Origin of the sequence: Sebaldella sp. S0638 (assembly GCF_024158605.1) — a bacterium.
Taxonomy (GTDB): domain Bacteria; phylum Fusobacteriota; class Fusobacteriia; order Fusobacteriales; family Leptotrichiaceae; genus Sebaldella.
Genome location: NZ_JAMZGM010000066.1, coordinates 1 through 21,285, shown reverse-complemented (window position 1 = coordinate 21,285; position 21,285 = coordinate 1). Strand labels below are relative to the sequence as shown.

19 protein-coding genes are annotated in these 21,285 nt (G+C 33.7%); 16 read left to right on the top strand and 3 right to left on the bottom strand.

What is annotated here, in order from left to right; all coding sequences use genetic code 11:
* The first annotated feature begins 84 nt into the window (after positions 1 to 84).
* From NK213_RS15340 to NK213_RS15325, 4 genes are all read left to right on the top strand, one after another.
* Positions 85 to 1,083 (top strand): hypothetical protein, encoded by a 999-nt coding sequence (locus NK213_RS15340; protein WP_253350562.1) that lies wholly within the window; start codon positions 85 to 87, stop codon positions 1,081 to 1,083.
* Between the two features lie 117 nt (positions 1,084 to 1,200).
* Positions 1,201 to 2,562, top strand: coding sequence for a PTS cellobiose transporter subunit IIC (celB, locus tag NK213_RS15335; protein ID WP_253350560.1), 1,362 nt, complete (start codon positions 1,201 to 1,203; stop codon positions 2,560 to 2,562).
* Between the two features lie 135 nt (positions 2,563 to 2,697).
* Positions 2,698 to 3,783: a DUF871 domain-containing protein gene (locus NK213_RS15330; protein ID WP_253350558.1), complete on the top strand. Its 1,086-nt coding sequence runs from the start codon at positions 2,698 to 2,700 to the stop codon at positions 3,781 to 3,783.
* A 15-nt stretch (positions 3,784 to 3,798) separates the two neighbouring features.
* A complete protein-coding gene (locus NK213_RS15325) occupies positions 3,799 to 4,839 on the top strand; it encodes an ElyC/SanA/YdcF family protein (RefSeq protein ID WP_253350556.1) in 1,041 nt (346 codons plus the stop codon).
* A gap of 93 nt (positions 4,840 to 4,932) precedes the next feature.
* Here NK213_RS15325 and NK213_RS15320 read toward each other — a convergent pair whose 3' ends face one another.
* Together NK213_RS15320 and NK213_RS15315 are read right to left on the bottom strand one after the other, a co-directional pair.
* Positions 4,933 to 5,490 carry a chromate transporter gene (locus NK213_RS15320; protein ID WP_253350554.1) on the bottom strand — a complete coding sequence of 186 codons (558 nt, stop codon included), beginning with the start codon at positions 5,488 to 5,490 and terminating at the stop codon, positions 4,933 to 4,935.
* Positions 5,483 to 6,085, bottom strand: coding sequence for a chromate transporter (locus NK213_RS15315; protein WP_253350552.1), 603 nt, complete (start codon positions 6,083 to 6,085; stop codon positions 5,483 to 5,485). Before NK213_RS15315 ends, NK213_RS15320 begins: the two co-directional genes overlap by 8 nt.
* Before the next feature lie 135 nt (positions 6,086 to 6,220).
* Here NK213_RS15315 and NK213_RS15310 point away from each other — a divergent pair, with 135 nt between their 5' ends.
* Together NK213_RS15310 and NK213_RS15305 are read left to right on the top strand one after the other, a co-directional pair.
* Positions 6,221 to 7,477 carry a glucose-1-phosphate adenylyltransferase gene (locus NK213_RS15310; protein ID WP_253350550.1) on the top strand — a complete coding sequence of 419 codons (1,257 nt, stop codon included), beginning with the start codon at positions 6,221 to 6,223 and terminating at the stop codon, positions 7,475 to 7,477.
* A 3-nt stretch (positions 7,478 to 7,480) separates the two neighbouring features.
* The gene (locus NK213_RS15305; RefSeq protein ID WP_253350549.1) at positions 7,481 to 8,902 is read left to right on the top strand and encodes a glycogen synthase; all 1,422 of its coding nucleotides are present in this window, start codon (positions 7,481 to 7,483) and stop codon (positions 8,900 to 8,902) included.
* Between the two features lie 252 nt (positions 8,903 to 9,154).
* Here NK213_RS15305 and NK213_RS15300 read toward each other — a convergent pair whose 3' ends face one another.
* Entirely contained in the window at positions 9,155 to 9,316 is a 162-nt protein-coding gene (locus NK213_RS15300) for a hypothetical protein (RefSeq protein ID WP_253350547.1), read from the bottom strand.
* A 127-nt stretch (positions 9,317 to 9,443) separates the two neighbouring features.
* Here NK213_RS15300 and NK213_RS15295 point away from each other — a divergent pair, with 127 nt between their 5' ends.
* The 10 genes from NK213_RS15295 to NK213_RS15250 all read left to right on the top strand — a co-directional run bounded on the left by NK213_RS15295 (position 9,444) and on the right by NK213_RS15250 (position 21,018).
* Complete coding sequence (locus NK213_RS15295; RefSeq protein WP_253350545.1) at positions 9,444 to 10,133, top strand: S24 family peptidase; 690 nt, start codon at positions 9,444 to 9,446, stop codon at positions 10,131 to 10,133.
* A 309-nt stretch (positions 10,134 to 10,442) separates the two neighbouring features.
* Positions 10,443 to 10,967: a hypoxanthine phosphoribosyltransferase gene (hpt, locus tag NK213_RS15290; RefSeq protein WP_253350543.1), complete on the top strand. Its 525-nt coding sequence runs from the start codon at positions 10,443 to 10,445 to the stop codon at positions 10,965 to 10,967.
* An 11-nt stretch (positions 10,968 to 10,978) separates the two neighbouring features.
* Positions 10,979 to 12,256 (top strand): adenylosuccinate synthase, encoded by a 1,278-nt coding sequence (locus tag NK213_RS15285; RefSeq protein ID WP_253350541.1) that lies wholly within the window; start codon positions 10,979 to 10,981, stop codon positions 12,254 to 12,256.
* A 61-nt stretch (positions 12,257 to 12,317) separates the two neighbouring features.
* Positions 12,318 to 13,757 carry an adenylosuccinate lyase gene (gene purB, locus NK213_RS15280; RefSeq protein ID WP_253350539.1) on the top strand — a complete coding sequence of 480 codons (1,440 nt, stop codon included), beginning with the start codon at positions 12,318 to 12,320 and terminating at the stop codon, positions 13,755 to 13,757.
* Between the two features lie 72 nt (positions 13,758 to 13,829).
* Positions 13,830 to 14,420: a hypothetical protein gene (locus tag NK213_RS15275; RefSeq protein WP_253350537.1), complete on the top strand. Its 591-nt coding sequence runs from the start codon at positions 13,830 to 13,832 to the stop codon at positions 14,418 to 14,420.
* Positions 14,421 to 14,504: 84 nt separating this feature from the next.
* Positions 14,505 to 15,338, top strand: coding sequence for a VOC family protein (locus NK213_RS15270; RefSeq protein WP_253350536.1), 834 nt, complete (start codon positions 14,505 to 14,507; stop codon positions 15,336 to 15,338).
* A gap of 466 nt (positions 15,339 to 15,804) precedes the next feature.
* Complete coding sequence (locus NK213_RS15265) at positions 15,805 to 17,739, top strand: aconitate hydratase (protein WP_253350533.1); 1,935 nt, start codon at positions 15,805 to 15,807, stop codon at positions 17,737 to 17,739.
* Between the two features lie 24 nt (positions 17,740 to 17,763).
* Complete coding sequence (locus NK213_RS15260) at positions 17,764 to 18,765, top strand: isocitrate/isopropylmalate dehydrogenase family protein (RefSeq protein ID WP_253350531.1); 1,002 nt, start codon at positions 17,764 to 17,766, stop codon at positions 18,763 to 18,765.
* Between the two features lie 14 nt (positions 18,766 to 18,779).
* Positions 18,780 to 20,105 carry a citrate/2-methylcitrate synthase gene (locus NK213_RS15255; protein ID WP_253350529.1) on the top strand — a complete coding sequence of 442 codons (1,326 nt, stop codon included), beginning with the start codon at positions 18,780 to 18,782 and terminating at the stop codon, positions 20,103 to 20,105.
* 313 nt (positions 20,106 to 20,418) lie between these two features.
* The gene (locus NK213_RS15250; RefSeq protein WP_253350527.1) at positions 20,419 to 21,018 is read left to right on the top strand and encodes a hypothetical protein; all 600 of its coding nucleotides are present in this window, start codon (positions 20,419 to 20,421) and stop codon (positions 21,016 to 21,018) included.
* Positions 21,019 to 21,285: the final 267 nt, after the last annotated feature.

The following is a 21,285-nucleotide window of genomic DNA, read 5'->3' as shown; positions in this document are numbered from 1 at the left end:
ATTATTACATAAAGTAACAAAGATTTTAAGTAGTTAATTTAGCTTTTTTAACTACAAACATATTATACAAGGAGGTAATATCACATGAAAAAATTATTATTTTTATTAGGACTTATTGCGGTAACATGCGGGGTATCGTATGCAGCTAATGGTGATGACAGAGGATTAAGCGATGAAGACCTGAAACAGATTCTGGTGCCGGGGCAGCCTGAATGGAAATTTTTGGTTAGAACTTATATTGAAAGAGAGGATTTCGATAACGGATCACCTCTTATCGGCGGTTCTTACGAAGACGGTTTATTCTGGGGAGTAGGATTTAATGCCGGGCTTGGAAAATGGAATTTTGATTTAGCAGCAGAAAGAAGATGGGGCGGAGATTGGAATTCACCTGATTATGACACTATGAGAGTAGATTACAAAATAAGATATCAGGTTATTCCGGAATTAGGAGTGCATTTCAAGTACAGATCTGAAAACAGAGACAGAGATTACGACAAATCAACTTGGTATAATTCTGCAACAAGAGACAGAGTAGAATTAGGAACAGATTTTGATTTCTTTAAAGGATACTTCTCAGGATGGCTTGTAGGAGGTCATGACGAAGATAAATTTGACAAAGTAGACCCTGTTACAGGATATGTAAACGGATCTGGAAGAGATCACGGTAACTATTGGGAAGGTGATTTCGGACCTACATTCAAAATAACAGACAAAATATCATTAAGACCAACTATTTATACAACTGGGGAATATTATGAAAGTTACAGAATGACAGAAGAGCAGTTCAGATTGATGGCTACTTTCAAAGTTACTGACAGAATAGATATCATGCCAAGAATAAGAGTTACTCTTGATAAAAATTTAAGAAATAAGCCAAGTACAGACACAGGATATGATATTGATTTTGGTGGTAGAATTAGATACGAATTACTCGGAAATGTTAAAATAACAGATAAAATGAGCCTTTTCCTTGGACTTGCATATGATGACCAGGATAGAAAACTTGTAACTCCGGGACATACATCTGACGGAAAAGATATCAACATGTGGTGGTGGACAGGACAGCTTAGTTACGCTTTCTAATAGGTAAAATTGTAGAGGAATATATATTTCTTGGTTAAAGTTATGTCGAATAAATTAATTAACTTAATTAATTTATGGAGATCAAGCATATATAGATTATGAAAAGGAGAAAATAATATGGAAAAATTTACTGCGTTTTTGGAAAAACATCTTATGCCGATTGCAACAAAATTAGCAACAAATAAGCATTTAACAGCTTTAAAAGATTCGTTTGTTTATACGATGCCGTTTTTGATAGTAGGGTCGGTAGTATTACTTTTGGTAAATCTGCCAATAGGAGCTCCAGAACTTTCAGAAGGTGTAAAAAACCCTATGTATGTACAGTGGTATGGTGACTTTATGGCTCTTCACAAAGCGTCTTTGGTTCAGCCGTTTTATGTAAGTATGGGAATAATGTCTATATTTGTAGCGTTTGGAATAGGATACAGTCTTTCACAGCAGTATGAGCTTAATGCCATTACAGGAGGATTTCTATCATTATTTACCTTCCTTATAATGGGGGCAAAGTTTGACTGGCTGCCAATAGGAGAAGCAACAGGAGGACCGGCATTATTTCATATAGCAGAAGGCGGATGGATGCCTGTCATGGATGGAAGGTATCTGGATGCAAGCGGATTGTTTACAGCTATAATCGGCGGCTTTATAGCAATAGAGATATACAGATTTATGTTAAAGAAAGGTTTTGTAATAAAACTGCCTGATTCAGTTCCGCCGGCAATAGCAAGATCGTTTGAATTATTGATGCCTATAGTTGTAGTAATAATTATATTCCAGCCGCTTAGTATTCTTGTACAAAGCAAGGCAAATGTAATGATACCTGAACTGCTTATGGGAATAGTAAGACCGATAATAAAAGCTTCGGATACTCTTCCGGCTGTATTATTCATACTTCTGATAGTACACTTATTATGGTTCTGCGGACTTCACGGAGTAAACGTCGTAGTAGCAGTTATAAACCCGATTATATTGAGTAATCTTGCTGAAAACCAGGCAGCATTGCAAGCAGGGCAGCAAATACCAAGAATTTTTGCAGGTGGATTCCTTGATGCATTTGTATATCTCGGAGGATCAGGGGCAACAATAGGACTGGCAATAGCAATGGCCTTATCTAAAAATGCCCATATGAAATCCATAGGAAGACTTTCCGTAGTTCCGGGAATCTTCAATATAAACGAACCGGTAATTTTCGGGGCACCGATAGTTATGAACCCGGTATTGTTCATTCCATTCCTATGTGTACCAATGATAAATGCTACCATAGCATGGATATGTCTAAAAACAGGGCTGGTAGGAAGAATAGTAACTCTGGTACCATGGACAACACCAAGCCCGATTGCAGCATTATTAGCTACGAACTTTAATGTAATGGCTTTTGTTTTAAGTGCACTCCTTGTGGTATTATCGACAATATTATATCTGCCTTTCCTAAAAGCATATGCAGATATATTAAATAAACAGGAAGCAGCTCAAGAAGCTTAGTCAGTAACCTGAATAAATATATAGAAAACCCGGACTTCTTCCCATAACTAAAAATATGGGAAGAAGTTTTTTTGAAAATATATTATAATATATATAGTGTTAAATTCATAAAAAATATAGTGAAGGGAGAAGCAAATGAGAAAACTGGGAATATCCGTGTATCCGGAACATGCGGAACTGGATGAGAATAAGAAATATATAGAATTAGCAGCAAAGTATGGTTTTAGCAGAATTTTTACATGTTTACTGTCAGCTGACGGGGATAAAGAAAAAATAAAGCAGGATTTTAAAGATATGATCATGCATGCCAAGAAATATAATTTTGAGGTAATTGCTGATGTAGCACCTAATATATTTCATGAATTTGGTATATCATATGATGATTTGAGCTTTTTTTATGAAATGGGTGTGGACGGTATCAGGCTTGATGAAGGTTTTTCGGGTAATGAGGAATCTCTTATGACTTTTAACCCTTATAATCTTATGATAGAATTAAATGCAAGCCAGGTAACAGGCTACCTTGATAATATTATTTCCTATCATCCTGATAAACATATGCTTTTAGGCTGTCATAATTTTTATCCTAAAAAGAGATCAGGTCTTTCAAAGGAGCAATTCCTGAAGGGATCTGAACAGTTCAAAAAACACGGGATAAGAGTAGCAGCATTTATTAGTTCACATTCGGCTGATTTCGGACCGTGGCCGGTTTCCGAAGGATTGTGTTCGCTTGAAGAGCATAGATTCCTTCCTGTAGATGTACAGGCAAAAGATCTTTTCTATACCAATCTTGTAGATGACGTAATAATAGCAAACTGCTTCGCAAGTGAAGAAGAATTAAAAAAATTAAGCGAAATTAATAAAGGTCTTATGGTTCTTGATGTGGAACTGGAAACAGAAATAAGCACTACAGAAGAAAAAATAGCTTTTGAAGAACTGCATTTTTTCAGGGGAGACAGAAGTGAGTATACAGTATGTTCTACACTCCCAAGAGTAAAATATAAAGAATTTGAAATCAAACCAAATAATACAAGAAGTGTGAAAAAAGGTGATGTTCTAATAGAAAATTCCAATTATTCCAGATACAAAGGCGAATTGCATATAGCTCTGAAAGATTTTGAAAACGAAGGTAATACCAATGTAATAGGAAGAATAAGTAACAGTAATTTTAGATTTATTGATCAGATACAGCCTTGGCAAAAGTTCAGGCTGAAAAAAATATAATTATAGAGGTGATGTATGAAAAAATTATTAGGTTTTTTACTATTATTTAGTATTTATTTTGCTGAACCATGTGTTACAAATTTTGAAAATCAAAAAATGATTGATGAACTTGCTCAGACAGGAATTTATTATTATTGGAACGGCGGAGACCTGAAAAAGGTGGAAGAGGAATTTTTTAAGGGAATTACACTAAAAGGAAAATACGATGTAGTAGAAGAGTCTTTCAAGAAAGCAAGTACACTTGATCCTGAAAGACTTAATCTGAAATTTTCAGTAGCTTCTACACAAATAATTCAGAAAAAGGTGCCAGAAGCACTTGCTACTTATGAAGAAATTTTGAAACTGGATCCTAAGAATTTTGATGCCGGGATTCTGCATGCGGGGTATTCTAAAGCAATTAATGATTTAGTTACTTATAATAAAGATATAGCAGCATTGAAAAAAACAGACCCGCAAAAAACAGAAGCTTATTTGAAAAAATTCAAAAATATAGAAAATGTAAGTAAAATGAAACTAAATGTAAAAGCAGAAAATAAAAATGCAGATTTTATAGTAACGTTGGGCTATGCACTTAATAATGACGGGACAATGAATGAGGTTCTGATAAAAAGACTGGAACAGACATATGAAGCTGCAAAGCTGAATCCTAATGCAAAAATTATAGTAACAGGCGGTGTGCAAAAGGGCGGGCTTACAGAATCTTATCTTATGAAAAACTGGCTTGCTGATAAAGGAATAGCTGCCGACAGGATTATTATTGAGGACAAAGCAAGGGATACAGTAGAAAATGCACTTTATTCAACAGAAATATTAAAAAAATATAACCCTAAAAGAGTTATATTAATAACAAGTGCAAGTCATATAAGAAGAGGGACTGCATTACTGCAGGAAGCTACAGATAATGCAGGAATGAAAATAACAGTGGATAATCTGGTATATCTGGATTACAAGACACTTAATGATGCAATGAAAGTGGAAGAAACTGAAACACTGGTTATTTTCAGAGATTTATTCAGAGTGTCGGGAATTTGGGCTTATCCGGGTATCCAAAGATAAAAATAATTTTGAATATATTAAATAGACCTTTTACATATTTTTATGATATAATACTTTGTAAAATGAAATTTCATAATAAAATTTTTTATTTTATCAAAACAGCCATATTAATGAATTAATTAACAGGCTTAGTCCTGCTGAAATAAAAATAATTAATATAGGATGTATTTTACTTTTTAATAGTAATAAAAATGAAAATCCAAACAAAATTACAGATACATAATCAATAGACTTATTAATATGTATAAAAGCCGGAGCTGAGAGATTCAGCGCAGCAAGAAAAATCAAACCCACTATCAAAGGTTTCAGAACATAGAAAATAGTTTTCTGTATTAACTGATCACTATTTTTAAAATAAAAACCAGATATAAAAAGTGTTATGATAAATGACGGCAGTACAACCCCGGTAGTACTTACCATTCCGCCGAATATGCCAAACATTTTGTTTCCTACAAATGTTGCTGTATTTAGTGAAATAGGTCCCGGGGTAACTGCTGCTATACCTACAATATTAGCAAAAGTAGAGCTGTCTATCCAGTTATGCGTATATATTATTTCCTTTTCAATCATTGGAATAATAACATAACCGCCTCCGAAACTGACTAAACCAATTTTAAAAAATGATATAAAAAGCTGTAAGATTTTACTCATTATGTACCTCCTCATCTGATGGTTTTTTATCATTGAATTTTTCTTTCATCTTACTATTAAAGAAATAATAGATAAATACACCAAGTAAAATACCGAATAAAATTACATAAATCGGATTTAATCCCAGAAATTTTACTGTTATTACTGATAAAAACAGAAGTATAATTCCAAGTTTGTCTTTGATTCCGGATTTATAAGCTGAAATACAGGCAACAACAATAAGTGCCACCACAGCTGCGTTAATTCCTCTCATTGCTGTCTGAACATAAATGTTTTTTTCTACAGAATCGAAGAAATAAGCAATAACAGTAATTGTAATATACGACGGGAGAACAATCCCCATTGTCGTAACAAATGCACCGATATTTTTCTTTAGTTTATATCCTATAAGTATAGAAGTATTAACAGCTATTGCTCCGGGTATAGACTGTGCTATAGTAAAAAGATCAATAATTTCGTCAGGGTCGATCCATTTTCTCTTAGTGGAAATTTCCCTTTGAAACACAGGGATCATAGCATAGCCGCCTCCGAAAGTAAAAAAGCCTATTTTGAAAAATATCAGGAATAATGACCATAAGTTAACGTTTTTTTTCATAATTTTGTACCTCAGAAATAAAGTTATTTCTAACATATTAACATTTTTTTGCAATAAAATCTATAATACTTTATGAAATGTAATAAAAGTAGGGTATAATATAGTAAGAGGCATAAATTTAAGGAGGGATAGTATATGGAAATATTAGCTATGATTTTGGCAGGCGGAAGAGGCTCGAGATTGGACATTCTGTCAGAAAAGCGTGTGAAACCCAGTGTACCATTTGCAGGGAAATTCAGAATAATAGATTTTACACTAAGTAACTGCTCTAATTCGCATATCTATAATGTAGCACTGCTTACGCAATACATGCCGTTTTCGCTTAATGAACACATTGGTTCGGGAAGGCCGTGGGATTTTGACAGAAGAGATACGAGTATAACACTGCTTCAGCCTCACGAAAAGCCAAACGGACACTCAAAATGGTATATGGGAACAGCAGATGCCATTAAAGACAACATTGAATTTATAAAGAGGAAAGAGCCAAAATATGTGCTTATTCTTTCTGGAGATCATATTTACAAAATGAATTACAACTGGATGCTTACAGATCATATAAACAACAATGCCGAGCTTACTGTAGCAGTAAAAAGAGTTCCTATGGAAGAGACAAGCAGATTTGGGATATTCGAGGTAAATGAAGATTCGAAAATAATCTCGTTTGAGGAGAAACCAAAAGAGGCAAAATCTGATTTAGCATCAATGGGTATATATATATTTAACACAGATGTTCTGATAAAATATCTGGAAGATATGTCAGAGGAAGATCTTGATTTCGGAAAACATGTGATTCCTAAGATGATAGAAGATGAAAGAAAGGTGTTTACACATACATACGACAGTTACTGGATGGATGTGGGAACTTATGATTCTTATCTTGAGGCAAATCTGGATTTGATCAAGAAATCCGAAGAGGTGGGAATAAATCTTTATGATCAGGACTGGAAAATCTATACCAGAAGTGAGGATCTCGCACCTGTGAGAATAGGAGCAACAGGAAGTGTGCTGAACAGTCTTGTATGTAACGGATGTAAAATAGAAGGACGTGTAGAGAATTCTGTGTTAAGTCCGGGAGTTACTGTCAGAAAAGGTGCAACAGTAAAAAACAGTATTATTTTTAATAATACATATATAGATGAGAATTCTCATCTGGATACAGTAATAATAGATAAAAAAGTTTATATTGGCAAAAATTGTCTGATCGGACACGGTGACGATCTGACAGCAAATAAAGAAAAGCCCGAATTATTGGAAAATGGCATATCAGTAATAGGGAGAAGCACAATAATACCTGAAGGAACAGTGGTGGAAAGAAATGTGCGTATTTGTACAAGGGCAAAAATAGATGATAAGAATAAATTGATTAAAAGTGGAGAAACATTAAGGAGATAATTTATGAATGTAGTTTATGTGGCATCAGAAGTGTTTCCATTTTTCAAAACCGGAGGACTTGCGGATGTAATGTATTCGCTTCCGAGAAAAATGAGCAGAATAGGTCATGATGTAAGTGTAATCATGCCGAAGTATTCACAGATTTCACAGATTTATACAAGAAAGATGGAACACGTAATTTCGGTTGAGTATAGCGGAAAAATATTTAATATTTATAAAATAGTAGAGGGGTATGTGATCTATTATTTTGTGGAGAATAAGGAGTTATTTGAGCGTCCGCAGGTATATGGATGCGATGATGAAGATGTACAGTTTAGTATGTTTTGTGAAATAGTACTAAAATTCTTAAGAAAAATACAGCTTAAAGCTGATATAATACACTGCAATGACTGGCAGACAGGATTATTGCCGTTCTTTTTGAAGAAACGTTATATTTTGAGTGATGAATTTTTTACTAATATGAAAACAGTATTTACAATACATAATTTAATGTATCAGGGTAAATTTTCCAAAACATCAATTCACAGATTAGGCTATGATGTAGAAGGTGAAAGCATGAATTTTCTGAGAATTGGTATGGAATATGCTGATATAGTCACAACTGTAAGTAAAACTTATGCCGAAGAAATTAAATACCCTTACTTTAGTGAAGGTCTGGAAGATATGACTACATCAAAAAAAATATACGGTGTTTTAAACGGGATTGATGTAATTTACTTTAATCCTGAAAGAAACAGCAGTATATATGTAAATTATAATCTCTACACCAGAAAAGACAAGGCAAAGAATAAGATGTTCCTCCAGCAGGAGCTGAAACTGCCTGAGTCTGCTGAAACTCCTATAATATCTATGATTACAAGACTTGTAGAAGGAAAAGGGATGGATCTCGTAAGACACAGCGTAGAAGAACTGCTGAAAGATCCTGTACAGCTGGTGATTCTCGGAAGCGGCGACAAGGAATACGAAGAATTCTTCTGGGATCTGGAAAAGAAACATCCTTCTAAGTTTAAGATAAAACTGGGCTATGATCCGGTACTTGCAAATAAAATTTATGCAGGAAGTGATATGTTCCTGATGCCTTCAAGATATGAACCATGCGGTTTAAGTCAGATGATAGCAATGAAATTCGGAACTATACCTATAGTAAGGGAGACAGGCGGGCTAAAAGATACTGTTTCATCTTATAATAAGTACACAGGAGAAGGAAACGGATTTACATTTGCTAATTTCAATGCAGATGATATGCTTTATACTATAAGGCGTGCCGAAAGATATTATTTTAATGATAAAGGAGTATGGGACAAACTTATAGAGAGAAACATGAATCTGGATTTCTCATGGATAAGATCCGCAAGAGAATATGAAAAACTTTACTGGATAGCAAAAGGAGACAAGGTACTGAAAGCAGACCTCGTCGACAGATAAAATATACAGGCTGCCTTAAAATAGATACCTGCAGGATATTAATATAATATCAGCGGGTTGATATTTTAGGGCAGTCTTTTTTATTTATCCAATTTTCCATAATTAGACAATATATTATCAGACGTTAATAAATATCTTTTTTAGAGTTCTCTCAAATAGTACACTAAAATAAAATGAAATTATATTAATAATTAAATAAATAAAAATGATGAAAATAAAAAAAATGATCCTGAATTCTCAGGATCAGACTTACTAAACAAGCTTGAAATTTTCCGAAATATCTTGTATAATAATACCAACTTCAAGATAGAATTTCTCTGTCTTTAAGTCATCTTCACAGGAATTGATACATATCATTCCTCTTTCAAGAAGCTTGTTAATAAGATAAAGTGAAAACAGTCCGTCTCTCGACATTTATTACGGCCCCTTTGGTTATTTTGTAATTAATTTATAATATAAAAGTAGATTAAGGTCAACATTTTTTATAAAAAGTATAAAAATTTTACTTAAAATGTTGTAAAATAATACTTGAGGAGGGGATATGGATAATTTTGAAAAACTTGTTATGATATTGAAAGAAGCAAGACTGGAAAAGGAGTATTCTTTCAGACAAGTAGAAATGTATCTTAATCACAAGGGGGTGAAATACAATTTTACATCATTAAAAAAGCTGGAAGACGGCAAAATCAGATCAATATCGCCGAGGGTTCTGCATACATTAGCCGAGATTTACGGTCTGAATGCTGTTGAGCTTTTTAAGATGGCAGATTTTCTGGACAAGAACTATGAGATAGAAAGGGTTCATTTTATAGATTATAAGATGATAGGCGTTTCTTCCTTTGAATATGTTCAGTTTAACGACATTCAGGAACTCTATGATGCCACGGAATTATATAATCATAGAGAAAGCGATACATATGTAATAAAGATGAAAGACCAGAGTATGCAGAGTCTGGAGGCAAGAAATATTCCTGACGGTTCTTATCTTGTAATAGAGTCAGACGTGCCTGACAGTATTTTTGAGTTACGCAATGAAGTCTGTATTTTTAAATTTATGGATAAGTTTTATGTAAGAGAACTGCATATAATGAATGAAAGAGTGTTTTTGAGATCTTTTAACAAAAAATATGTAGATATTATGATTACTAATATCAGGGATTTGAAATGCGAAGGAATAGTAAAAAAATGTTATTATGTAAAAGAATTCAGCAGAAAAATACGTAATCTGTAGATTTCCAGATAATCCAGCCCCTTTATTTCAAGAAAATCAATAAGATAACGTGTATTTTATTACTAATTATTTCCTTGACAAATGAATAATTAATTTGTTAATATATATTGTAAACTATTAATAAGAATGGTGAGAAGAATGGCGGAAAAATCAAAGATGTATAAAAGTATATTTTTTGATAATGTCTCAAAACCTGAGATAGTTTTAAGGTATAAACAAATAAATAAATTCATATAACTCTAGAGCTATAAGTGCATACTAGAGTTTTTTTATGAGATAAATTTAGATAAAACAAAAAGGAGTATGGTAATGGAATATGATGTAGATGTTTTGATTTCGAGAGAGGAGATAAACAAAAAAGTTAAAGAGCTTGCTGAAAGAATAAACAAGGATTTTGACGGTGAAGAAATAGTCTTAATAGGTCTTTTGAGAGGTTCTGTGATTTTTTTGTCTGATCTCGCAAGAGAGCTCACTCTGGATGCCAAAATTGATTTTATGACTGTATCCAGTTACGGAAACAGTATGGAGAGCTCAAGGGAAGTACGGATAAAAAAGGATCTGGAGGAACTAATAGAGGGGAAAAATGTGATAATCGTGGAAGATATCATTGATACAGGGTATACACTGAAAAAAGTGGCAGAAACACTGAAACTGAGAAATCCAAAAGTCATGAAAATATGTACTTTGCTTGATAAACCCGAAAGAAGAGAAGTAGATATAAATGTAGATTATATAGGATTCCAGATTCCTGATGAATTTGTAGTCGGATATGGAATAGACTATGCTCAGAAGCACAGAAACCTGCCTTATGTAGGAATTGTAAAGAAAAAATAGGAGGAATATATATGAATACTTATGTAGTAGTAGGAACGCAGTGGGGAGACGAAGGAAAAGGGAAAATAATAGATGTACTGGCGCCGAAAGCTGATTATATTGTCAGATTTCAGGGCGGAAATAATGCAGGACATACTGTGGTAGTTAATGATGAGAAATTTATACTGCAGCTTTTGCCTTCTGGAATAATCAATTCAAAAGGAAAATGCATAATAGGACCGGGAGTGGTAGTAGATGTAGAAGTACTTCTAAAAGAGATTGCAGAGCTGGAAAAAAGAGGTAAAAATCTGGATCATTTATTTATAGATGAAAGGGCTCACCTGATAATGCCTTATCATATAGAAATAGACAAAGCAAGAGAAGAAGCAAGAGGGGAAAATAAAATCGGAACAACTCAGAGAGGTATAGGTCCCTGCTATATAGACAAAATAGCCAGAAATGGTATAAGAACCGGAGATCTGCTGGAACTGGACAGATTTAAGGATAAACTGGAATGGAATATAAAAGATAAGAATGATATGCTGGAAAGATATGGAAAAGAAACTTTCGAACTGGAAAGTTTATATAAAAAATATGTGGAATTAGCTGAGAAGATCAAACACAGAATTATAGATGCAGTAAGTGAAGTCAATGAAGCTGTGGACAGTAATAAAACTGTTCTTTTTGAAGGGGCGCAGGCTTTGATGCTTGATATAGATTACGGGACTTATCCTTATGTGACTTCTTCATCACCTACAGCCGGCGGAGCAGCAGTGGGAGCAGGAGTATCACCAAGAAAAATAGAAAGAGTTCTGGGAGTTATGAAAGCTTACACTACAAGAGTGGGAGAAGGGCCGTTTCCTACAGAAGAGGATAATGAAACAGGAGAAACTCTGAGAAAAATCGGGGGAGAATACGGATCAAACACAGGAAGACCAAGAAGATGCGGATGGCTGGATTTAGTAATAGGAAAATATGCAGTAATGATAAACGGTCTTACAGATATAGTTTTAACTAAACTGGATGTATTAGACAGTTTTGATAAGGTAAAAATAGCTGTAGCTTATGAAATAGACGGAAAAAGATATGTGAATTATCCGCCGAACCTGAGAAAATCAAAAGAGATAAAAGTAATTTATGAAGAATTCGACGGATGGAAAGAAGATATCAGCAAGATAAAAAATTATGATGAACTTCCTGAAAACTGTAAAAAATATATTAAATTTATAGAGGAATTCTTAGGATGCTCGGTTTCAATGGTTTCTGTAGGTCCTGAAAGAACTCAGAATATATATTTGAAAGAATTATAATTCAGGTATTAAAAGGGGATTTTTAACGGGTAAATTTAATATTTATTGAAAGGAAGTAATAATGAAAAAAGATGTGTATGATAATCCGCTTATAGAAAGATACAGCAGTAAAGAGATGCTGCGTAATTTTTCACCTGAAAAAAAGTTTGGAACATGGAGAAAATTATGGGTAATTCTTGCTGAATGTGAAAAAGAGCTGGGACTTGATATAATTAGTGATGCGCAAATACAGGAACTAAAAAAATTCGAGGATAATATAAATTTTGAAACAGCAAAAGAGTATGAAAAAAAGCTGAGACATGACGTTATGTCACATGTGCATGCATATGGTGATCAGGCGGTAAATGCAAGAGCTATAATTCATTTAGGAGCTACAAGTGCTTTCGTGGGAGATAATACAGATCTGATTCAGATAAAAGACGGACTGGAAATTATAAAAGAAAAAATGGTAAACCTGATAAAGAGTATGAAAGATTTTGCATATGATTACAGGGAGCTTCCTACACTGGGATTTACCCATTTTCAGGCGGCTCAGCTGACAACAGTAGGTAAAAGGGCTACTTTGTGGCTGCAATCCCTGCTCTTAGACTTTGAAGAGCTGGAATTCCGTATAGAAAACCTGAGATTCAGAGGAGTGAAAGGGACAACAGGAACACAGGCCAGCTTTAAGGAACTGTTTAACGGTGATTTTGACACAGTAAGAGAACTGGATAAAATGGTTACGAAAAAAGCAGGATTTAAGAAATTACAAGGTGTAACAGGACAGACATATGACAGAAAGATAGACAGCCATATTTTGGAACTTCTTTCGAATATAGCACAGTCAGCACATAAATTTACTAATGATATGAGACTATTGCAGCATTTGAAAGAACTTGAGGAACCATTTGAAAAGAATCAGATAGGGTCTTCAGCTATGGCTTATAAAAGAAATCCCATGAGAAGTGAAAGAATATCGTCGCTTGCCAAGTTCGTAATGTCTTTATCTATGAACGGAGCTTTGGTTTACTCTACGCAATGGTTTGAGCGAACTCTGGATGATTCGGCAAATAAGCGTTTATCTATACCACAAGCATTTCTTGCAGTGGATGCCATTCTTATTATCTGGCTGAATATACTTGACGGAATAGTGGTTTACCCAAAAGTAATAGAGGCAAATATTATGAAAGAACTTCCGTTTATGGCTTCTGAAAATATAATTATGGAAGCTGTGAAAAACGGACAGGACAGACAGGAAGTCCATGAGATAGTAAGGGAATTATCAATGGAAACTACAAAAAGAGTAAAACTGGAAGGACTTTCAAATGATCTTATAGAAAGAATAAAAAAAGACGGAAGAATAAAAGTAAGTCCTGAAAAACTGGACAATATTCTGGAGCCAGGAAAATTCACAGGGTTTGCGGATAAACAGACAGAAGCATTTATAAATGAAGAAGTGGAACCAATTCTGGTGAGATACAATCATTTAATAAAGAAGATAGATTCAGACCTGAAAGTATAAAAATAACACTACAGCTGGAGATTTTCCTTTAGAGGAGATTTCCAGCTGATAATAAAATATTTGGAGGGAAAAATGTATAAGTTGAGGAGTCTTTTTGTAATAATTTGTATTTTTATAATGTCAATAGCAGCTTTTTCAAAAGCTAAACCAAAAGTTTCAGAAGAAAATATTTATGAACTGAAAAAAACAAATCAGATAGTAATAAAGTTAATCAAAGAAAGAGATGTAAACGCTCTGGCTGAATATGTACATCCCAAAAAAGGAATTTTGTTTTCACCGTATTCAGATATAAAGAATAATGAAAATATGGTTATTGATGAAAAAGAACTGGTGAAAATTTATGATAAAAATGCAGAGTTGGTCTGGGGTACCTATGATGGAACAGGGGCACGTATTTTACTTACATTTGATGACTATTTTGACAGATTTATTTATGATTCTGATTATATAGAATATGAACCAAATTTTGACGGTATAATGGGGACTGGTAATACTTATGAAAATATCAACAGTATTTTTCCAGATAGTGAAATTGTAGAATATTATATTCCGGGAACTGAAAAATATGCATATCTGGACTGGAAAAGCCTGAGACTTGTATATGAGTTATATAAAGGTAAATATTACCTTACTGCTATTGTGCATAATGAGTGGACTATTTAGGTTTTGTATGAACCGTCTCTTTTTACTTGACAATTGTTTCAAAAAGAATTATAATTGCTTATACAAATATAAGAGGTGTTAATTATGATGAAAATAGACAAAATAATATTAAAAGTAAAAGATATAGATAAAATGACAGCTTTCTATGAAAATGTTCTGGGAATGAAAGTAAGAAAACAAAGTAGAGAAGAAACAGAACTCGGAACAGACAGAGATACTCTGCTTATACTGAAAACAAACAGCAAAATTAATTACAGAAAGCCTGAAACGGCAAATTTATACCATGTAGCGTATTTACTACCTGAACGAACAGATCTTGCCGGCTTTCTTAAACATATTATAGAAATAAAATTTGAGGGAGTAGGTGCAGCAGACCATCTGGTAAGTGAAGCTATTTATCTTAATGATCCGGAAGGCAACGGCATTGAAATATATGCAGACAGAAAAGAGGATAACTGGAAGTATGATAAAAATGGTGATGTAATTATGGAGACTTTGGAGCTAAATGCCAATGAACTTTATTATCTTAGCAGTAATTCAGACTTTAGAATGCCTGTGGGAACAAAAGTAGGACATGTTCATATGCAGGGGATAGATATTCCAGCAATAAGAAAATTTTATGAGGATATATTGCTTTTGAATAAGACATCTGTAATGCCCAAGGCAGTATTTTTGTCATATGACGGATATCATCATCATTTTGCATTTAATCACTGGGATTCAAGAATATCAAAGCCCGGGGAAGAAAATGATTCAGGGCTTGAAATGATTGAATATGAGGTAGACAGCGAAAGATTCGAACATATAAAAAATAATGCGCAAAAAATACTAAAGTATCCTGATTTAGATATAAAAGACGGGTATTTTATGATTAATGACCTTAATAATGTAAAATTGAGAATTTATAATAGAAATTAGCTATATTAAAAGGCTGGGCTTAAAGAAGTCCGGCCTTTAATTTATACCGGCTGTGAGTAATTAAAAAAAAGGCACATAAAAATATGATCAGGCTCTTGTTTTTTCTTGACAAGTAAGAAATTTTACTGTTATCATATAAGGATAAGATAGGGAATATTCAGGAAAATAGATGAACTCTGTAAATATGATAATATTATTTCTTAATACCTCTTGACAAACTCCCTTTTTAACCTTATAATCTTATATATCATTTATATATATACTTACCGTCATTATTCATAAACAAAACGTATGTTTGAATATTTTATATTTATGTTTATGTAAAAGTGCAAAGCTGGGTAGTATATGCGTTTTACCGTTTGAAAAGCAGTGAAATCAGAAAAACAGAAATATTTAATATATAATTATTTTAAGTTTAGGTTTATAAAAATATTAATAAAATAAATTTTTGGAGGACAAAAGAAGAATGGGACTAAGTTTAACTTACAAAATACTAGGTCAAAATTTGCTGAAAGGTGAATTGAAACCGGGAGAAGAAATCTGTGTTAAAGTCCATCAGACTCTGACTCAAGATTCTACAGGAACAATGGCTTATTTACAGCTGAATGCAATGAATGTAGATAAGGTAAAAACAGAAGTATCAGTGGCGTATATTGATCACAATATGCTGCAGGCGAGTTTTGAAAATGCCGATGATCATGAATTTATAAAAACTTCAGCGGCAAAACACGGAATTGTTTTTTCTAAGCCCGGGAACGGGATATGTCACAGACTTCATCTTGAGAAGTTTGGAAAGCCCGGAAAAATATTAATTGGTTCGGACAGTCATACTCCTACAGGAGGAGGTCTTGGAATGATTGCCATAGGAGCCGGAGGACTTGACGTGGCAATTGGTATGGCCAGAGGGCTTTACTATCTGAAAGCTCCAAAAGTTTATAATGTAGAATTAAAAGGGAAATTACAGCCGTGGGTATCTGCTAAAGACATAATACTGCATGTTCTGAGAGAACTTACAGTAAAAGGCGGAGTAGGCTATGTAATAGAATATACAGGGGAAGGTGTAAAATCACTATCTGTAGATGACAGAGCAACAATCACAAATATGGGAGCAGAACTGGGAGCTACTACATCAATTTTTGAAAGTGATGCAGAAACTCTGGACTTTCTGAAAAAGCAAGGCCGTGAAGAAGATTACATACCGCTTTCGGCTGACAGTGACGCTGTGTATGATGAGAAATTAGTAGTAAACCTGAATGAGTTGGAGCCGCTTGCAGCATTTCCTCACAGTCCGGATAATGTTCATGAAATACCCGAAGATGAGAAAATAAAAGTGGATCAGATAGCAATAGGTTCTTGTACTAACTCGTCTTATTCAGACTTTATGAAACTGGCAAAGATACTTGAGGGTAAAAAGGTACATCCGGATGTAAGCCTTGTTTTATCTCCAGGTTCAAGCAATATAATGAATATGATATCAGAAAACGGCGCATTGGCTACTTTGATAGCAGCAGGGGCAAGAGTTCTGGAAGCATCATGCGGTCCGTGTATAGGTATGGGACAGGCACCGAAATCTGAAGGAATTTCATTAAGAACTTTTAACAGAAACTTTAAGGGAAGATGCGGAACGATGAACGCAGAAGTTTATCTTGTGAGTACTGAAACAGCAGCAGTATCGTCAATAACGGGGTATTTTACTGATCCGAGAACTTTTGGAGACGATATAAAAGTAGAATTCCCTGAAAAATATGCATTATATGATAATTATTATATTTATCCGCCTGAATCAGATGAAGGAAGAGGTAATGTAGAGATAGTTATGGGGCCGAATATAAAGCCTTTCCCTATAAATACACCTCTTGAAAATGATTTTGTCAGAAAGGTAATACTAAAAACAAAGGATAATATTACTACAGATGATATTTGTCCGTCTAATGCAAAACTCTTACCTTTTAGATCGAATATTCCGAAGTTATCTGAATATTGTTTCTCTACAATAATACCTGATTTTAAGGAAAGAGCAGAACAAAACAACGGCGGTATTGTAATAGGCGGAGATAACTACGGTCAGGGGTCGAGCAGGGAACATGCGGCACTGCTTCCGTTATATCTGGGGATAAAAGCAGTAATAGCAAAGTCTTTTGCAAGAATACATAAAGCGAATCTTGTAAATGCAGGGATAATTCCATTGGAATTTATTAATACAGAAGATTATGACAAAATAGATGAATATGATGAACTGGAATTCAAAGATACAAAATCATCATTGGAAACAGGAATATTTAAAATATCAAATAAAACAAAAAATATAGAATTTGAAGCCAGATTTACAGGTTCCGAAAGAGAAAAGAAAATACTGGAATATGGCGGATATTTGAACTTTGCAACAAGTTCTGAATTTTAATACATAACAAAAAGAGGAGGAATTATGAGAAAAGTAACTCTCATTCCGGGAGACGGAATTGGTCCGGAAATATCAAAAAGTGTAACTGATATATTTAAAGCAGCAGGTGTACAGGTGGAATTTGAATTAGAAAATGCCGGTGAAAAAGTCTTTAATGAAACAGGGGAACTTATTCCTGATTCATTATATAAAAGTATAGAGAGAAATAAAGTTGCTTTGAAAGGGCCGATAACAACACCAATAGGAAAAGGATTCAGAAGTATAAATGTGTACCTTAGAAAAAAATATGATCTATATTCAAATATCAGACCAATAAGAACTCTGCCCGGAATAAAAACAAAATATGAAAATATTGATTTGGTTATATTCAGGGAAAATACAGAAGGGCTATATATTGGTGAGGAGAAGTACGAAAATGAACAGGAAACTTCAGCTATTGCTGTAAAAAGAATCACTAAAAAAGGAAGCAGCAGAATAATAAAAGCAGCTTTTGAATATGCAAAAGCCAATAATCTTAGCAAGGTAACTGTGGTTCATAAAGCCAATATACTAAAAATAACAGACGGATTATTTCTGGATACAGCAAGGGAGATCGCAAAGGATTATCCGGGAATAACAACAGAAGAAGTAATAATAGATAATATGTGTATGCAGCTGGTAATGAACCCTGAAAAATATCAGGTAATAGTAACTATGAACCTGTACGGAGATATTCTTTCTGATCTTTGTGCAGGTTTGGTAGGGGGATTGGGACTGGCACCCGGAGCTAATATTGGTGAAGATATTGCGGTTTTTGAGGCAGTTCACGGTTCAGCACCGGATATAGCGGGGCAGAACAAGGCTAATCCGCTGGCATTATTATTTACATCAATAGATATGCTGAAATATATAAAAGAAAATGAAAAAGCGGTACAAATAGAAAATGCAGTTTTAAAGGTTTTGGAAAAAGGGGAAGTTTTGACTGCAGATCTGGGAGGTAGTGCAACAACAGAGGAACTTACAGCAGAAATAATAAAAAAATTATAGTCGGGAGTGATTAAATGGATGACAAATTTTTAGATTCTCTTTCACAAATTATAAATCAGAATAATGTCATAGAGCCTGAACTATATGAAAAATACGATGTAAAGCGGGGACTTAGACATCAAAACGGTACAGGGGTACTGGTAGGACTCACAAAAATTGGTTCTGTGCATGGATATAGAATAGAAAATAATAAGAAGATTCCCGAGGAAGGGAGACTTTATTACAGAGACTATGAACTGAAAAAGCTCGCTGCAATATTAAAAGTAGAGGATAGATTTTCATTTGAAAAGACTATGTTTCTGCTTTTATTCGGGGAAGTACCTACATCAGCTGAACTGAATCTTTTTATTGCCAGTCTGAATGAATTTCAGAATCTGCCGGAAGAATTCACGGAAAATTTTCTTCTGAGAAAACCGAGTATTGATCTTATGAATCAGCTTCAGAGAGCAGTTTTATGTTTATATACTATAGATGATAATCCTGATGATACATCATTAAATAATCTGATAAGACAGGCACTAAGTATAATAGGAAAATTTCCGAGTATTTTGACTTATAGTTATAATGCTTACAGACATAAACATTTTAATGACAGTCTTGTAATACATCATCCGCGGGCTGATCTGAGTATAGCAGAAAATATATTGTATATGTTTAGACACAACAATGATTTTTCACGAATAGAGTCTACTACACTCGATTTACTTTTGGTTATTCATGCAGAACACGGAGGAGGTAATAACTCCACATTTACTTCGCATGTGGTATCTTCGACGGGAACTGACACTTATTCAGCCATTTCCGCTGCAATAGGATCATTGAAAGGTCCAAAACACGGCGGGGCAAATTCTATGGTTTCAAAGATGATTAATAATATAAAAGAAAATGTAGATTATTCTGATAAAGAAAAATTAAGAGACTATCTGAGAAAAATTCTTCATAAGGAAGCATTTGATAAATCAGGTCTTATATACGGAATGGGGCATGCTATATATACTCTTTCTGATCCAAGAGCAGAATTACTGAAAGAAAAGGCAGAAGAACTGGCAGTTTCCAAGAATAAAACCGAAGAATTTAATTTGTATAAAAATATAGAGGAAATTTCAAAAGAATTATTTAAGGAAATCAGGGGAGATGATTTTGAAATTTGTGCAAATGTAGACTTTTATTCAGGTTTTGTATATAAATTATTGAATATACCGGAAATAATGTTTACACCATTATTTGCCACTTCGAGGATAGCTAGCTGGAATGCACACAGAATTGAACAGATTGTTTTTGATAAAAAGATTATTCGTCCTGCTTACAAAGCAATTGATGCAGACGGTAACTTATTATAAAGTTTTGGAAAAAAGGGCTTATTTATATAAGCTTTCTTTTTTTACAATTTATTGGATTTGTTAAAATATTATCGGACTTTACGAGTATGTGAAAAATGAAAATACTATTAGCTGGAGAGTCGGAGAAAGTAGATACTTAAATATAAATACAGAAAATATTGAGTTATATTGTTTGACATGGTATACTTCTTATAATTATTTTTGTAAAAATACTAAATTTCTGAAAAATAAAAATATGGCAGATGATATGAAACCTTTTATTGACAGGCATTCGAATAAGAAGACAATACAATGAACTAATGAGGTGAATAATTTGAGTTATACAAAATTTAGCAAAGAAATCAGAAAATGGATGAAAGATAAAGGAATATCAACAGAAAGAAAAAGTAGCGAAACACCAGAAGAAAGAGAGAAAGCCTTAGCTGTGTGGCAGGAGGGGACAAAACACGTTTTTAACGAGTGGCTGGATGAAAAACGCTATAAAGAACTTATTTCCTGTGCGCATGGAGGTTGGTATAAAGAGAGTGAATTTTTTGAGCCGTTAGCTGATTTTTTTGTAAAAGAGAAAGAATTGCAGTGTCTGCAGGTTCTGTGCGAACGAAAAATAAGATTTGAAATAGAGGATATGTTAAAACTCATAAAGTATGAGAAAGACGAGGGAATAAATATTACACCCGCTGTAGTATTAGGATTTGATATTGATGGCTACAATTTAGAAAAAAGCTATAGACCTGTGGGCGAAATAGCAAAATATCGTATAAAGGCTTTAGACAGACTTGAAAATTACATAAGGTATCTTGAAAAAATAAATGCAGATCCTGAATATTCAGAAATTATAATAACAATTAAAGATAAAGTTTTTGACCTGAGTATAAAAAAAAGTGATTTGAAAAGTATAAAAAATAAATTTTAAGAAGAGGTAATTTATGGGCAGCAATGAACGCGAAGACGTCATAATGCAGATGTGGTTCTGAATAGTCCGGATATTGAAAAAGGATGACGCAATATATTTACAGACTTCTTGAAATCACATCCTGCTGTTATGCAAAATTAGTTTTAATATATTCGATGTAGAATAAAAAAGAAAAGGTACTGTTATATTCATGGGAGTGTGCAAGAAAGTCTGTAAATTAAATCTGATATAATAAAAGATTTGTTTTTCATATATTGATTTATCTAT

Coding starts and splice junctions, on each gene's coding strand:
- NK213_RS15270 (WP_253350536.1), top strand. CDS start 14,505: ATGATGAAAATAGACAAAATAATATTAAAAGTAAAAGATATAGATAAA.
- NK213_RS15330 (WP_253350558.1), top strand. CDS start 2,698: ATGAGAAAACTGGGAATATCCGTGTATCCGGAACATGCGGAACTGGAT.
- celB (WP_253350560.1), top strand. CDS start 1,201: ATGGAAAAATTTACTGCGTTTTTGGAAAAACATCTTATGCCGATTGCA.
- NK213_RS15260 (WP_253350531.1), top strand. CDS start 17,764: ATGAGAAAAGTAACTCTCATTCCGGGAGACGGAATTGGTCCGGAAATA.
- NK213_RS15265 (WP_253350533.1), top strand. CDS start 15,805: ATGGGACTAAGTTTAACTTACAAAATACTAGGTCAAAATTTGCTGAAA.
- NK213_RS15305 (WP_253350549.1), top strand. CDS start 7,481: ATGAATGTAGTTTATGTGGCATCAGAAGTGTTTCCATTTTTCAAAACC.
- hpt (WP_253350543.1), top strand. CDS start 10,443: ATGGAATATGATGTAGATGTTTTGATTTCGAGAGAGGAGATAAACAAA.
- NK213_RS15340 (WP_253350562.1), top strand. CDS start 85: ATGAAAAAATTATTATTTTTATTAGGACTTATTGCGGTAACATGCGGG.
- NK213_RS15275 (WP_253350537.1), top strand. CDS start 13,830: ATGTATAAGTTGAGGAGTCTTTTTGTAATAATTTGTATTTTTATAATG.
- NK213_RS15325 (WP_253350556.1), top strand. CDS start 3,799: ATGAAAAAATTATTAGGTTTTTTACTATTATTTAGTATTTATTTTGCT.
- NK213_RS15295 (WP_253350545.1), top strand. CDS start 9,444: ATGGATAATTTTGAAAAACTTGTTATGATATTGAAAGAAGCAAGACTG.
- NK213_RS15310 (WP_253350550.1), top strand. CDS start 6,221: ATGGAAATATTAGCTATGATTTTGGCAGGCGGAAGAGGCTCGAGATTG.
- NK213_RS15315 (WP_253350552.1), bottom strand. CDS start 6,085: ATGAAAAAAAACGTTAACTTATGGTCATTATTCCTGATATTTTTCAAA.
- purB (WP_253350539.1), top strand. CDS start 12,318: ATGAAAAAAGATGTGTATGATAATCCGCTTATAGAAAGATACAGCAGT.
- NK213_RS15320 (WP_253350554.1), bottom strand. CDS start 5,490: ATGAGTAAAATCTTACAGCTTTTTATATCATTTTTTAAAATTGGTTTA.
- NK213_RS15285 (WP_253350541.1), top strand. CDS start 10,979: ATGAATACTTATGTAGTAGTAGGAACGCAGTGGGGAGACGAAGGAAAA.
- NK213_RS15255 (WP_253350529.1), top strand. CDS start 18,780: ATGGATGACAAATTTTTAGATTCTCTTTCACAAATTATAAATCAGAAT.
- NK213_RS15300 (WP_253350547.1), bottom strand. CDS start 9,316: ATGTCGAGAGACGGACTGTTTTCACTTTATCTTATTAACAAGCTTCTT.